Raw genomic sequence first — 14,425 nt, 5'->3', positions numbered from 1 at the left:
TCGCGGTGACGCGCTATCGTTGTGGCCGCAGCCGCGGCCGTCAAGTTAAAATGCGTTCATTCGTCGTCACTTCCCGGCGTCGGACGCAGCATGAAATGACCGAAGGCGGTGGCGATCGGCTTCGCCGCATCGTCCTGCCATGCGCGCGCCTCGAAGGCGACGATACGCCGGCCCTGCTTCACGATCGAGACGTTGGCAAACGTATCGATCGCGCGCCCCGATCGGAGGTAATTGACGGTGAGGCCGATCGGCCTGGGCAGCGCGGCGGTACCGAGCTCGCGCGCGACGCCGGTGACGGCCGTAGTCTCGAGGAAGGCGCCGGTCATGCCGCCGTGGATCGCAGGCAGGATCGGGTTGCCGATGATCTGTGGCGAGAACGGCATCGTCAGCGTGCCGTCGTCATTGACCCGGATGCCGAGTGCGCGCGCGAACGGGCTGCGCGCGAACGGCCCGTCCGGATCCTCCGGCGCCTCCAGCACCGGGATGCTGCGTGCATCCATCTGGCGATCGGCAAGCATGTTGGTACGGTTGGCGCCGATCATGAAGCAGGCGGTCGCGGTCGCGACCGGATCGTCTTCCGAGTCCTGATAGGCGGTGGAGCGCACGAAGGCGATCGAGCGCGTGGTGCGGTAGCAGACCGAATGCGCCTTGATGTCGAGGCCTGGCGTCGCCGGCTTCTGGTAGTCGATGCGCAGGTCGAGCGTCGCGATCGCGCGCGTACCGTCGAGCGCAAGCTGCACCGCCATGCCGCAGCTCTCGTCCAGCATCGCGGTGACGACGCCGCCATGCAGCACCCCGGTCTCGGTGTCGCCGACGAAGACGGGCCGATAGGGCAGGCTCGACCAGGCTTCGGCCGGCGCGAAGCGGTCGAGCTGGAGCCCGCTGATATGGCCGTAGTCGGAGCGGCGACCCTTGACGGCCTCGGCGAGTTCCTCGAACGGGAGCGTGGTCGGTGTGGTGCTCATGGGGACGTTCTAGACCAGTGTCGGGCGCCGCGCAAAAGCCCCGGATGGATCCCCGCACCGCAGGCGGTTTGGCCTCGACAGAGCGGGCCGAAGCGCCGATGGTGGGCGCTTCGTACGCCAACGAACTGCAAGGAGCGCCCATGGCCGACCCCGAAACGCCCGCCGCCAATCAGGGGCCCGTCACCATATCGAGCTCCAGCGCGGAGCGGGCGCCGATCGTCTATTTCGACGGCGCGTCCTGCTTCGGCCATCACAACGGCGCGATCCAGATCGAGCTCGCCGCGAACCTGTTGATGCCGGTCGGCGCCGCCGTCAGGGTCGACGTGGTCCAGACCGCGCACCTGCGTTGCAGCGTCGCCGCGGCGCTGGCGCTGCGCGAAGCGCTCGACAAGGCGCTGGCGATGTACCAGCAGGGCCAGAAGCAGCCGATGGCGGAGGAAATCCCGGCGGTGAAGAACTGAGATAGCATTTTTGGAGCGCGTAGCCCGGATGGAGCGAAAGCGAAATCCGGGAGTCTTCGCCGCCGCGCCCCGGATTGCGCTGCGCTCCATCCGGGCTACCAAGCGGCGCGGAACGGCTCCGCCTCAGCTGACATGCACCTTCGGCTTCCTGCCACCGTTCCACTTGCCGTCGAGCGCGCGCTCGATCTGGGCGGCGAGTTGCAGCAGCAGGCCGTCATTGGCCTGCTTGGCGATGGCCTGGATGCCGAGCGGCAGGCCACGGTCCTGCGTTGCCATCGGCATCGAGATCGCCGGCATGCCGCAGAGATTGGCGAGCGGCGTGAAGGCGAAGAAGCGCCAGAGATTGCCGAACCAGTCCAGCACATCGGGATTGTCGGCGATGGTGAGATATTCCCTGGTGCCGACCTTCGGCGTCGGCAGCGCGGTGATCGGCGTCAGGATCACGTCCCACTGCTCGAAGAAGGCGCCGAAGCCGCGCGAGGTGGTGTTGAACACGCCCTGCATCTTCGCGCGCTCGGCGAAGCTGGTGTGGCGGCCGGCCTCCCAGATCCGGATGTTCATCGGCTCGATCAGATCTTCCGGCGGCTTTTCCAGCCCGCGCGCGGCGAGCATGTTGGAGATCACCACCGCGAAGTTCGAGATGTAGCAGGTGGTCTGCGCGGCGAAGGCGGCGCGGAAGTCGAGCTCGGGCAGCGCATGATCGACGTGATGGCCGAGGCCTTCGAGGAAGCGGCCGGCCTTCTCCAGCTCGGCGGCGATCTCGGGCGTCGCGGTGTAGTCGCCCCAGCTGTGCGAAAGCGCGATGCGCAGCTTGCCGGGATCTCGCTTGATCATCTCCGAATAAGGCTGCGCCGTGGTCCAGAACGGCATGAACTCGCCGGGCGCAGGTCCCCTCGCATGATCGACGAAGGCGGCGGTGTCGCGTACGCTGCGCGACTGGCAGCCCTGGATCGAGACGAGGCCGGTCAGGTCCGACATGTGCGGCGCCAGCGAGAACACGCCGCGCGAGACTTTCAGGCCGATATTGCCGTTGACGCCGGCGGGAATGCGGATCGAGCCGCCGCCGTCGGTCGCGTGCGCGATCGGCACCACGCCGGCGGCAACCATCGCGGCGCTGCCCGCGGACGAGCCGCAGGTGGTGTAGTCGGTATTCCAGGGATTGCGCGTGACATAGACGGCCGGGTTGTCGGCCGAAGAGCACACGCCGAATTCCGGCGTCGTGGTGCGTCCGATCAGGTTGAGGCCGGCCTGGCGGAATTTACCGGTGAGGAACGTATCGGCAGCGGCGCGATTGCCGCGCATCAGCAGCGAGCCCATCTCCTGCAGCCGGCCCTTCATAGTCGGCCCGAGATCCTTCATCAGGAAGGGCAGGCCGGCGAACGGACCTGCGAGATTGGCGCCGTCCTTGGTGGGATCGGCGATCACGTCCTCGAACAGCTCGACCACGCCCGAGAGCGCCGGATTGACCTTGGCGACGCCCGCGGCAGCCTGGCGCGCCAGATCCTTCGCCGTCAGCTCGCCCTTGCGGACGCGGCCCGCCAGCGCGACGCCATCGTGCTGCGCCCATTCACTCCAGCTCATCGGCAACGTCATGAAATCCAAATCCCCTCAAGGTGTGCCGCCAGCTTTTTCGCAAGGGAGGGCCTGAATCAACTGAGCCGGCGCGAGGGGCAGGGTTGCGCGGGGCGGAGGGGTCGCGGGGGCGCCGTCTCAATCCGGCAGCGGTGCGAGAATTGCAGCCACACATTCGCTGCCATCGCCGGCCGGGTTGCGACGAATGATGGCGGAAGTCGAAGAACCAAGTGCTGTCTCATATTCCGTCATTGCGAGGGGCCGTTGCGACGAAAGCAATCCAGAATCTCTCCGTGGAAAGACTCTGGACTGCTTCGCTTCGCTCGCAATGACGGCGCGGAGAGAGCAGGCGCACGCTCCGCTCGTGCCCCGGACGCAGCGCAGCAGCAGTCACGCGCCTCCCCACGAATGTGGCGAGATCGCATCGGTTCGAGAAAAAATCCCTTGTCGACGGCCCTCCGCCGTACCTTGATGAATCAGCCCCGGTTGGTCCATAAGCGGCGTCCCGTGGCGGTGCTTCGCCGCCGCACCACGGGCTTGGATAGAGGGAATCTCGCGTGGCAAATATCAACCAGAAAATTGCGCAGGAGCTTGGGGTCCGCAGCGAGCAGGTCGAGGCGGCGGTGACGCTGCTCGACGGCGGCGCCACGGTTCCCTTCATCGCGCGCTACCGCAAGGAAGCGACCGGTGCGCTCGACGACGCGCAATTGCGCACCCTGGAGGAGCGTCTGGTCTACCTGCGCGAGCTCGAGGACCGCCGCAAGGCCATCCTCGAATCGGTCCGCGAGCAGGGCAAGCTTGATGCTGCGCTCGAAGCCTCGATCATGGCTGCCGACAGCAAGGCGCGCCTCGAAGACATCTATCTGCCGTTCAAGCCGAAGCGCCGCACCAAGGCGGAGATCGCCAAGGAAGCGGGCCTCGAGCCGCTCGCCAATCAACTGCTCGCCGAACCCGGCAACGATCCGAAGATCGTGGCCGAAGGCTTCATCAATGCCGAGAAGGGCGTTGCCGATGCCGCCGCTGCGCTCGACGGCGCCCGTGCCATCCTGGTCGAGCGTTTCGACGAGGACGCCGACCTGATCGGCGCATTGCGCGAGGAGATGTGGACCAACGCGCGCATGGCCTCCAAGGTGCGCGACGGCAAGAAGACCGAGGGCGAGAAGTTCGCCGACTATTTCGACTTCTCCGAGCCGCTGACCAAGCTGCCCTCGCATCGCATCCTCGCGATGTTCCGCGGCGAGAAGGAAGAGATCCTCGACCTGCAAATTCAGGCCGAGGCCGAGGCGCCGCCGCCGGGCGTGCCCAGCGCCTATGAATTGAAGATCATGAAGCGGTTCGGCATCGCCGACCTCAAGCGCCCCGGCGACCGCTGGCTGGTCGATACCGTGCGCTGGGCCTGGCGCACCAAGATCCAGGTGCATCTGAACATCGATCTTCGCATGCGGCTGTGGAACGCGGCCGAGACCGAAGCCGTGCGCGTGTTCGCCTCCAACCTGCGCGACCTGCTGCTGGCGGCGCCAGCCGGGACCCGCGTCACCATGGGGCTCGATCCCGGCTACCGCACCGGCGTCAAGGTCGCGGTGGTCGATGCGACCGGCAAGGTGGTCGATACTGGCGTGATCTATCCGCACGAGCCGCAGCGGCAGTGGAACGAGTCCCTGGCGACGCTTGGGCGCCTGGCGATGAAGCACAAGGTCGAGCTGATCGCGATCGGCAACGGCACCGCTTCGCGCGAGACCGACAAGCTCGCGACCGAGCTGGTCAAGGGGCTCGCCGAGCTGAAGATGTCCAAGATCGTGGTGTCCGAAGCCGGCGCGTCGGTCTATTCGGCCTCCGCCTTCGCCTCCGAGGAATTGCCTGATCTCGACGTCACGCTGCGCGGCGCGGTGTCGATCGCGCGTCGCTTGCAGGATCCGCTCGCCGAACTCGTCAAGATCGAGCCCAAGGCGATCGGCGTCGGCCAGTATCAGCACGATCTCGGCCAGGCCAAGCTCGCCAAGTCGCTCGATGCCGTGGTCGAGGATTGCGTGAACGCCGTCGGCGTCGACGTCAACACCGCGTCCGCACCGCTGCTGGCGCGCGTGTCGGGCGTCGGCTCAGGTCTGGCGCAGAGCATCGTGGCGCACCGCGACGCCAACGGCCCCTTCAAGTCGCGCAAGGCGCTGAAGGACGTGCCGCGGCTCGGGCCCAAGGCGTTCGAGCAGTGCGCAGGCTTCCTGCGCATCCTCGGCGGCGAGGACCCGCTCGATGCTTCCGGCGTGCATCCGGAAGCCTATCCGGTGGTGCGCCGCATCCTCGCGGCCACCAAGAGCGACATCAAGGCGCTGATCGGCTCGAGCGAGATCGTGCGCACCTTGAAGCCGAAGGATTTCGTCGACGAGACCTTTGGTTTGCCGACCGTCACCGACATCCTGCGCGAGCTGGAAAAGCCGGGACGCGACCCGCGTCCGGCGTTCAAGGCCGCAGTGTTCAAGGAGGGCGTCGAGGAGATCAAGCACCTCAAGAAGGGCATGATCCTCGAAGGCACCGTCACCAACGTCGCCGCGTTCGGGGCCTTCGTCGACATCGGCGTGCACCAGGACGGCCTCGTGCACATTTCGGCGATGTCCAAAACCTACATCAAGGATCCGCGCGAGGTGGTCAAGCCCGGCGACATCGTCAAGGTCAAGGTGCTGGACTTCGAGGTCGCGCGCAAGCGCATCTCCCTGACGCTGCGCCTCGACGACGAGGTCGGGCCCAAGAAGGATGCCCCCGGCATGCAGCGCGACAACGGCGCACGCAACCCTTCGCGCATGACCTCGTCGGCCCCGCGCAAGCAGGAGTCCTCTTCCGGCGGGGGCGCCCTCGCCGAAGCCTTGCGCCGCGCGGCCGAGAAGAACGGCGGCAAGCGGGTGTAGCAGCCGAGCAGCCCGACATAGGCCAACCTCCATCCACGTCGTCATTGCAGGTCGGCGACAACGTCGCCCGCCGCGCAATGGATTTGGCCTCAGCTCGTCGCCGCCGTCGCGCGCGCCTCCACGGTGCGGAGAGCGCGCTGGGGGACAACGGGCCGGGACTGATGTGCAGCTACGGTTTCCGTCGCCCAGGAGCTAGAGTGGAGGTGCGTTGATGCCGATCGACGTCTCGATATCGCGGGGTCATTGAGCCACCTCAATATGGGCCGAGGCGGATCGGCCTAGCCTTCGACCGCAATCTTGCTGCCTCAGATTGCGGGGGGACGATGCGCATCGAATTTCCAGCCGGCTGGCGAAGGTATAGTGCGGTGGTCGTCGCCGCGATGCTGCTGCTCGCGTCACCGGCGCGCGCGGGGTGCAGCCTCGAGGATCTCGCCAAGTCTTTCTACGGCACGCTCAAGGCAACATATGATTGCGAGTCGCTCTGTTCTGACAGCGAGACAAACTGCGACATCGCGATCGCGCTGGATCTGGCCCTCGCCGGCGTGGCGATCCAGGGCTCGGACACGGGCAAGGGACAAGACCTCGTCGATCAGTTTTGCGCACAGGCGACGGGCTCCGGCGACGTGATCGCCGACAAGCTGCAGGCGATATTCGGCAGCTCCATTCCGGCCGACATCTACAAGAAGCTGAAGGAGAACAGCTCGGCTCAAAAGATCGCGAAATGCTCCTGCGAAACCGAGCAGAGCACGAATTCCATTGGTTTCGACCTCGGCGAATGCGCTCAGGATTTGCTGTGCGGCGGGTTGGGGATTGGGTGCAACTGCACGCGGCCGCCGCCGCAGAAGGCTTATTGCGGGTCGGTCGACGTCAAGCATTGCCAACCCATGGGTCACTTCGACCAGATGAAGGATCCGGCCTGCATCCCGTACAGCTCCATCTCCAATTGCAATCCGAACTGGCAGAAGTGCGGATACGGCGACAACATCCCGACGGTCGCGAAAGCGGACACGCCGGACGGAACACTGGCCATCTGGCTGCCGCCGACGCAGGAGAATACCGGCTGCGACCCTGTCCAATCCTGCTTCTGTCCCAAGCCGATGGTCCCGGCTTGGCATGAGGTGCCAAATCCAGGGACCGACGTGCATCGCTGGCTGTTCGCCTGCGATTGTCCGTATGAAGCCGATAATCCGGATCGCCAGACGCATCCCGGCCCGATCCTGCCGAGTGGCCTGTCGCAGTGCCTCTGCGACAACACGAATCAGCCGGCAAATCTCGGCTTCGCGCCGTTCGGCATGTGCCCGCCGCCGGCATGTCCTGCGGGACAGATACGCATCGGCCAGAGCGGCGAATGCGTGAAGCCGTGCGCGGATCCGACCCAGGGCATGGCGTTCGACGGCAGCTGCTGCAACCCGGCGCAGATGACGACCTGCGGGCAATGCTGCCCGCCAGGGACGATACCCGATTCGAACAGCGGCACCTGCGTGCCGAAGCCAATCGTGAAGTGAGGGGCTGCAATCATGAAGCCTCGCTCACACAAATCGTTCGTCGTCTCAGCGATGCGCTGCATCGCCATCGCAGCGGGCCTGGTTCTAACGATGAGCAGCGCGGCCTCGGCCCAGGCGCCGCGCGGCATTTATGCGCCCGGCCAGGCCGTGGTCACTGGCTTCTCCGGCGGGCTCCGGCCCTTCGAGATCGAGCCCGGTCAGGACGCCGATGCGCGCTCGTTCATCAATCCCGACGGACCCTCGCTGCGCGTCGTCGATCTCAGCCGTATGGGCGGTCCACCGGAGGCGCAACTCGTCGGAGCGCCAAAGCCCTTCACAGTGAGCGCGAAATGGATCGGGCAGGTATTCGGCGTCGCCTTGGACGACCAATCGCCCGCCAACATCTATGCCGCGGCAACCTCGGCCTACGGGCTGTCGATCGTTGCGCCCGGAAGCGATGGCAAGCCGCAGCACGTCAGGTTCGGGACAAACGGTGCGGCTTTCATGCCGGCGCAGTGGGGACCCGGAGGCGGGCCCGGGTCGATCTGGAAGATCAACGGCCTTACCGGCGAGGTGAAGCTGTTTGCGAATGTCGTCACCGCCGGAAGGGCGAACTCGGGCGCAGCGCTCGGCGGACTGGCCTACGATCCCGCTACGAAGTCGCTGCTCGTCGCCGACCGCGAGACGGGTCTCATCCATCGTTTCGGCATGAATGGCGCTGATCTCGGCGTCTACGATCACGGCACAACCGGCACCGCCGCCGTCGGGATTGCGCCCTTGCCGGCAGCTGCCGGGCCCGGCATCAATCTGACCAGCCCGCAATTCGACAGTGCGCGGCCCCAGACCTGGGGCTACGCAGAGCCGGGACGGCGGGTGTTCGGCCTCGCGGTGCGCGATCATCGTCTCTACTACGCGGTCGCCGAGGGATCGCGGATCTGGTCGGTCGGCCTCAACGCCGATGGTTCGTTCGGCCCGGACATCAGGATCGAGGTGGCGGCGCCGCTCGCGGCCGGCGCCACCGAGATATCGCGCATCACCTTCGATGACGCAGGGCGGATGTATCTCGCCGAGCGGCCGGCGCCGACCGGCGCCCAGGATTTCGAAGCGCTGTCGGTGCCGTCGATCGGCCGCGTGCTGCGCTATACGGTGATCGGCGCCACGGAGGCAAAGCAGCCGATCTGGCAGGCCGTGCCGGACGAATATGCGGTGGGCTTCCCCGAGACGTTCCGCAACGACAATGGCGGCGTCGCCATCGGTTACGACTACGACCAGCACGGCAACATCAATCCGCGCTCCTGCGGCGGCTTCGTCTGGACCACCGGAGAGCAGTTGCGGCACGCCACCGATCCCAAGCTCGTCACACAGATCGGTCAGAGCGATATGCTTGCAGTCGACGGGCTGCAGGGGAATCCGGCCTGGCGCATCCGCCGTGACGACGCGCCGCCGCGGCTCAGCTATTTCATCGACTATGCCGACGCGCCGCCGGATCTGTCCGCACGGGGACATCTGGGAGACATCGCCATCCTGCGCACCTGCGCCGAACAGCCGGCGCAACTTCTGCCGGGCTTGCGCCCCGTCGGCGTGCCGCTGCCGCCGCCGCCGCCGAGCTTCCGGGCCTGTCAGACCCATGTGTGCGGCCCCGGGGGCAAGCCCGTATGCCCGATCAATCAAGTGTGGAGCAACGGCGCCTGTGCCTCGGACTGCGCAAAGTCCGAGACTCTGGTCAACGGCAAGTGCTGTTCAGCGGTCGATCTTCGGCCCGGCGGCGCTTGCGGCAATCCCTCGACCGACATCGGCAAGCCGATGTGCGGAACGACGCAAACGGCGATCGGTCCCAACCACGAGTGCTGCGAGAACGATCGCATCTATACCGGCTCGGGCGGGGCCCAGCTTTGCTGCGCGGGTGCTCTGGTCAACGGCAAGTGTCAGCAATTCATTCCCAAGATTCCGGGCGGGATATGTCTGGACTGCTGTTCGCCGGGTTACGTGAAGATCGCGGGCAAATGTTGCCTGAAGAGCCAGGCGACCTCGAAAGGTGTGTGCTGTCCGGTCGGCCAGACTCCGAGCGCCGACGGAACACAATGCCAACCGAAGTTCAAGATTCCGAAGATCTCGCTTTGTTGTGCCGCCGGCTATGTGCCAACCGCGGCGGGAAAGTGCTGCGCGGCCGGAAACCTGACGTCGAGCGGCGAGTGCTGTCCTGCCCCGGTCAATCCGAACGATCGCTCGCAGTGTGTCGCACAGAGCGGCAAGAAGTTTTCGCCGCAGGAACCCTGCGCGGCAGGCGAAACGCGTGACGACAAGGGCACCTGCGTGGCGCGCACGCCGAAGCCTGTGCCGGTCAAGCCTTCGCCCGTTCCCGTGCCGCGTCCGTCGAAGCCGAAGGCGCCTGGAGAACGTGAGCCTTCTACGAGCCGTCCGATCAGCTGTCCGGCCGGAACCGTCCCAGGGCCGTTTGGGAAACGCTGCTTGCCGGCCGGACCTCGCCGAGTTGCGCCGCCTCAGCCTAGCCGGGTTGCGCCGCTTCAGCCCGGCCGCGTTGTGCCGCCTGTGCGGCAACGGGAGCGCTAGGATGCTCTTGAGAGGTAAGTGGAGGAATTCGGCAATGCCAACAATGATCGACAGACCAAGGCTTGCGTTACACCGGCTCCACGGAGCCGCGCTGGGCATATTCGTCGCTGCCGCAATTGCGGTGCCGAGCACGGCGTACGCAGAGATGCAACGTAGGGACGTCGACGAGGCCATCCAGCAATATCTCGCCGCGCACCCGGAAGCCCTCGGCCCGGCAATCGAAAAATACCTGGCCGATCACCCCGAGGCGGTGCGCAATGCGCTCGTGGCCCTCATTGCCAAGCGCAACGCCACCGCGCAGACCGCCCCGACGCCTGCGGCGGGCAACATCAGGCAGGTGATCAGTGACAACGCCAAGGCGCTGTACACCGCGCCGCTGCAGACGACCCTCGGCGCCGCCGAAGGCGCCCGCACTTTGGTCGAGTTCTACGACTTCAACTGCGGCTATTGTCGCAAGGCCCTGGGCGACACGCTGGCGCTGATCGCCGACGAGCCGAACGTACGCATCGTGCTCAAGGGGCTCCCGATCCTGGGCCCCGACTCCGTCGAAGCCGCCAAGGTCGCGATCGCGCTGCAGATGCATCATCCCAGCGCCGCCGAAACGCTCGAGTTTCATCGCCGCCTGATGGCGACGCAGGGCCGGGTCGATCGTGCCGCGGCGCTTGCGGTCGCTGCCGATCTCGGCTTCAACGCCGGGGAGATCGAGAAGAATGCGGCCAGCGCCGAGGTGAGCGAGGCCTTGCAGCAGAACATGCGCCTCGCCTCAGCGCTCGGCATCAACGGAACGCCCGGCTATGTCGTCGGTGACAGCGTGATCCCCGGCGCGGTCGGCGCCGCAGCCCTGAAAGCGCGCATTCAGGCCGCGAAGGCGCCGTGATCGCCTGAGTGCGCGCCGATCCTACAGCTCGATCACGCCGCGACGGGCGGCGTGAGCCACCGCATCGGTGCGGCCGGTGGCATCGAGCTTGTCGAGCAGCGAGCCGACATGGAACTTGACGGTGTGCACGGAGATGCCGAGCCGGCGCGCGATCATCTTGTTGGAGGCACCCTCCGCCATCAGCGCCAGCACGTCGAGCTCGCGCTGCGTCAGTGCGATGTCATCAGGCATGATGCGCGGATCGCGCGCGACGATCGTCGCCGCGGCAGCTTCGCCGGGCGCGGCAAGGCGCAGCCCCGGGACGTTGCCGAGCAGCTTCGCCAGGCGGTCGGCGAGCGCGGGATCGTCGATCTCCAGGGACAGCACGATCTCCGGGGAGCTGTCCTCACTCACGTCTCCGGCCTCTCGCCGACCGTGACCTTGAAGCCGGCCGGCTCGCCGCCGCGGCGCGCCGCGAGATCGATCACCGTGCCGACGCTCGAAGGTCCAAGCGTCCGCGACAGCGCGCGCACGCCGGACAGCTTCTGGCCGTTGACCGCGACGATCACGTCGCCCTGACGGATGCCGGCCGCGGCCGACGGTCCGGCCTTGTCGACATGCATCACCATCGCGCCGACGCCGTCGTCGAGCCGCACCGGCTGCAGTCCGAGGCCGAGATAGCCGCGCGCGATGCGGCCGCGCGCCTCCAGCTGGGAGGCGACCCGCTCGATCGTCGCCGTCGGGATCACCAGCACGCGCCGCGGGCCGAGCACCGCCATGCCGAAGGCTTGTCCCGAGGCATCGAGCGCAAGGCCGCCCTGCTGGCTGTCGCGCAGGCGGACGTCGAGCTCGATCCGCGCATCGATCTCGCCGCCGCGCAGAGAGCGCCAGCTCTTGCCGGAGGCCGACACCATTCCGAGCGCCGCGCTCGGCGTGTCGCGGTTGGTGGCGACCACGATCGCCAATGCGCCCAGCGGCGGGACAATTGCCGCGAGCTTGGCCGGGTTCGGAGCGATGTCGGCGCGCAGCAGCGCGATGTCGGTGGTGTGGTCGCGGCCGGCGATCGTGGCTGGGCTCGTGCGGCCGTCCGGCAGGCCGATCTCGACCTCGCCCTCGTCGGCCAGCGCCTCGTCCGCGGTGACGATCAGGCCGCTCTTCCAGACGAAGCCGGTCGAGCGAAAGCGATGCGAGCGCACGGAGACGATCGAGGGTGCGGTGCGCGCCACCACGTCCGCGAGGGCGGATGACAGTGACGACAGGGGGCTGGGATCGGTCATGGCGTGCTCCTGTGACTGCCCTCAATCTGGGATGTCGCGGGGAATTGCGAAACTGGCCGGGTGGCCAGGACAGGGACGGCCTCGTCAAGACAATGGCCGACGAACATGTGATTGGGAGGGCCTCACGGGAACGTGTAGCAATCCCGGAATTACGCCCCGTGGCCCCAACAATTGCGAGCCGTCATGATTGTCGACCTCACCCGCCGCACCCTGCTGCAACTCGCCGGCGCCACCTCGCTTGCGGCGGCCGCCGCAGCTGCGGCGCGCGCCGAGGGCACGCCGCAGGGCGGCGGGCCGACCTATGCCAGCCGCACGCCGTTGCGGGTTGGCATGGTGACGCTGCGGGTGAAGCACCTCGACACGATCGCGGATTATTATCGCGATGTGATCGGCCTCACCGTGATGGAGCGGTCGGCGACTGCGGCAAGGCTTGGCACGGCTGGCGTCACGCTGGTGGTGTTGGAGGTCCGGCCCGATGCGGCGATCGAGCCGCGCAACGCCGCCGGCCTCTATCACACCGCCTTCCTGATGCCGACCCGCAAGGACCTGGCGCGCTGGCTGGTCCACGCCGCCTCGCACCGCGTGAAGCTGTCGGGCTTTGCCGATCACCTCGTCAGCGAATCCGTCTATCTCGACGATCCCGAAGGCAACGGCATCGAGGTCTATGCCGATCGCGATCCCTCGCAATGGCAGTGGAGCGAGGGCAGCGTGAAGATGGCGGCCGACGAGCTCGACATTCCTGACCTGCTGTCGCTAACCAATCCGCGCGTGCCCGATTATGCCGGGGCACCCGAGGGCCTGCGCATCGGTCACATGCATCTGCGGGTCGGCGATCTCGCGCAGGCTGGCAATTTCTATCATGGCGCGATCGGTCTCGATCCCACCCGCAGCCGCAGCGGCGCGGCGTTCCTGTCGTCCGGCCGCTATCATCATCACCTCGGCATCAACGTCTGGCAGAGCCAGGGCGCGGGCCAGCGCGACGATCAGACGACCGGCCTTGCCTGGTTCTCGCTCGTGACGGAAAAGCCGGACATTCTCGCCGCCCAGGAGCAGCGCCTGCGCAAGGCCGGCGCGAAGGTCACGGCGCTAGCGGGTGGCCTGGAGGCGGTCGATCCCTGGGGCACGCGGATACGCTTGCTCAAGGTTTGATAGTTGTTCAGCCTGCCGCGCGCTGGACGCCGGCGTATTCGTCCGACCAGACGCAACGTCCGCCTCCCGCACGCTTTGCCGTATAGAGCGCACGATCGACCCGTTCCAGCAATTGCGAGGCCGAGCCCGCAGTGATGGTCCCGGTACTGACGAGAATGCCGGCGCTTGCGCCAATGCAGACCGGAATGTCCGTCAGCAGGAACGGCATCGACAGCTCGCCAATGGCCTGACGCGCCAGCGCGAACGCCTCCTCACGACCGGCTTCGCCGGCCCTGACAGGTCTGAGCATCATGAATTCGTCGCCGCCAAAGCGTGCCGCGATGCCGGTGTTGCCGACGCACGACGCCAGCCGCTCGGCCACTTGGCGCAGCAGATCGTCGCCGGCCTGATGGCCGTGACGGTCGTTGATGGGCTTGAAGCCGTCGAGATCGATGGCGACGATCGCGAAATCGCTCCGCGTCTCGGCCAGGGCCTGGAAGAACGCGGCGCGGTTCGGCAATCCCGTGAGAAAGTCGTGCGTGGCCTGCCGCGCCAGCCGATGCTTGGCCTCGACGCGTTCGACGAACGCGGCAGACAGATGCTTGGAGGCCTCGCGCAGGGTCAGCCAGAAGAACGCCAGCATGATCGCGCCGATCTTGTAGGCGAATTCGGGTCGGAGCAGGCCGCCGACGATCGTCGGCAGCAGGAGGATGGCGGCCGTGTTCAGGATGATCCAGGGGCGGATCGCGGCGCGCGAGACCATGCCGACGCAGAACGACATCGAGAGGCCGAACGCGATCCACGCGCCTGGGTCGTCGTCGAGTTCGAGCGCACGATAGGAGAGCAGGCCTAGCGCAAGGCCGAATGCCGACGCGCCGGCGCCATAGAGCCGCTCCCAGCGAACCACGTCTGCGTCCGACAATTGCGTGGCGCGAGATTTGTAGCGAAGCAGGGAATAGACGCGGGCGGCCGCGGTGATGAAGATTAATCCCGAAATGACGGCATAGCCTATGTCACCGCTCATGGCCGTCAGCGCCACGGCGCCCGTTACGGATGTCACGCCGATGGCGGACACTTGCGGCAATGACGTGTACAGGAGATCGACGAGCTCGCGCCGGATGCGCGGATCGGGATGCAGATACCTGGACAGCATTGTGAGAGGCATGCGGGCACCATCGTCATCACTCCCTAATACGGAGTAGGGCGATGGGCGC

The 14,425-nt window shown here is 66.8% G+C and carries 11 protein-coding genes; 6 read left to right on the top strand and 5 right to left on the bottom strand.

Annotated elements, in window-relative coordinates; all coding sequences use genetic code 11:
* Positions 1 to 56: 56 nt before the first annotated feature.
* On the bottom strand, positions 57 to 965 hold the full coding sequence (locus DCM79_RS01405; protein ID WP_257178189.1) for a PaaI family thioesterase: 909 nt from the start codon (positions 963 to 965) through the stop codon (positions 57 to 59).
* Between the two features lie 140 nt (positions 966 to 1,105).
* On the opposite strand from DCM79_RS01405, the gene DCM79_RS01400 reads away from it, so the two are divergent.
* Positions 1,106 to 1,426: a hypothetical protein gene (locus DCM79_RS01400; protein WP_257178188.1), complete on the top strand. Its 321-nt coding sequence runs from the start codon at positions 1,106 to 1,108 to the stop codon at positions 1,424 to 1,426.
* Between the two features lie 123 nt (positions 1,427 to 1,549).
* Here the strand turns inward: DCM79_RS01400 and DCM79_RS01395 are convergent, their stop codons facing one another.
* Positions 1,550 to 3,019, bottom strand: a complete 1,470-nt coding sequence (locus DCM79_RS01395; RefSeq protein ID WP_257178187.1) for an amidase — start codon at positions 3,017 to 3,019, stop codon at positions 1,550 to 1,552.
* 536 nt (positions 3,020 to 3,555) lie between these two features.
* Here DCM79_RS01395 and DCM79_RS01390 point away from each other — a divergent pair.
* The 4 genes from DCM79_RS01390 to DCM79_RS01375 all read left to right on the top strand — a co-directional run bounded on the left by DCM79_RS01390 (position 3,556) and on the right by DCM79_RS01375 (position 10,827).
* Positions 3,556 to 5,895 carry a Tex family protein gene (locus DCM79_RS01390; protein WP_257178186.1) on the top strand — a complete coding sequence of 780 codons (2,340 nt, stop codon included), beginning with the start codon at positions 3,556 to 3,558 and terminating at the stop codon, positions 5,893 to 5,895.
* 323 nt (positions 5,896 to 6,218) lie between these two features.
* Positions 6,219 to 7,400, top strand: a complete 1,182-nt coding sequence (locus DCM79_RS01385; protein WP_257178185.1) for a hypothetical protein — start codon at positions 6,219 to 6,221, stop codon at positions 7,398 to 7,400.
* 12 nt (positions 7,401 to 7,412) lie between these two features.
* Positions 7,413 to 9,950 (top strand): hypothetical protein, encoded by a 2,538-nt coding sequence (locus DCM79_RS01380; protein ID WP_257178184.1) that lies wholly within the window; start codon positions 7,413 to 7,415, stop codon positions 9,948 to 9,950.
* Between the two features lie 145 nt (positions 9,951 to 10,095).
* Positions 10,096 to 10,827: a DsbA family protein gene (locus DCM79_RS01375; protein ID WP_257178183.1), complete on the top strand. Its 732-nt coding sequence runs from the start codon at positions 10,096 to 10,098 to the stop codon at positions 10,825 to 10,827.
* A gap of 21 nt (positions 10,828 to 10,848) precedes the next feature.
* Here DCM79_RS01375 and DCM79_RS01370 read toward each other — a convergent pair whose 3' ends face one another.
* The gene (locus tag DCM79_RS01370; protein ID WP_257178182.1) at positions 10,849 to 11,220 is read right to left on the bottom strand and encodes a response regulator transcription factor; all 372 of its coding nucleotides are present in this window, start codon (positions 11,218 to 11,220) and stop codon (positions 10,849 to 10,851) included.
* Positions 11,217 to 12,083, bottom strand: a complete 867-nt coding sequence (locus tag DCM79_RS01365) for a S1C family serine protease (RefSeq protein ID WP_257178181.1) — start codon at positions 12,081 to 12,083, stop codon at positions 11,217 to 11,219. Before DCM79_RS01365 ends, DCM79_RS01370 begins: the two co-directional genes overlap by 4 nt.
* 183 nt (positions 12,084 to 12,266) lie before the next feature.
* Between DCM79_RS01365 and DCM79_RS01360 the strand changes: the two genes are divergently transcribed.
* Positions 12,267 to 13,232 (top strand): VOC family protein, encoded by a 966-nt coding sequence (locus tag DCM79_RS01360; RefSeq protein ID WP_257178180.1) that lies wholly within the window; start codon positions 12,267 to 12,269, stop codon positions 13,230 to 13,232.
* Between the two features lie 7 nt (positions 13,233 to 13,239).
* On the opposite strand, the gene DCM79_RS01355 is transcribed toward DCM79_RS01360, so the two are convergent.
* Positions 13,240 to 14,376, bottom strand: a complete 1,137-nt coding sequence (locus DCM79_RS01355; protein WP_257178179.1) for a diguanylate cyclase — start codon at positions 14,374 to 14,376, stop codon at positions 13,240 to 13,242.
* Positions 14,377 to 14,425 lie beyond the last annotated feature (49 nt).

Source organism: Bradyrhizobium sp. WBOS07, from assembly GCF_024585165.1.
GTDB lineage: Bacteria > Pseudomonadota > Alphaproteobacteria > Rhizobiales > Xanthobacteraceae > Bradyrhizobium > Bradyrhizobium japonicum_B.
Note: the sequence above shows the minus strand (reverse complement) of the source record. Positions and strands in the feature narration are given on the sequence as shown.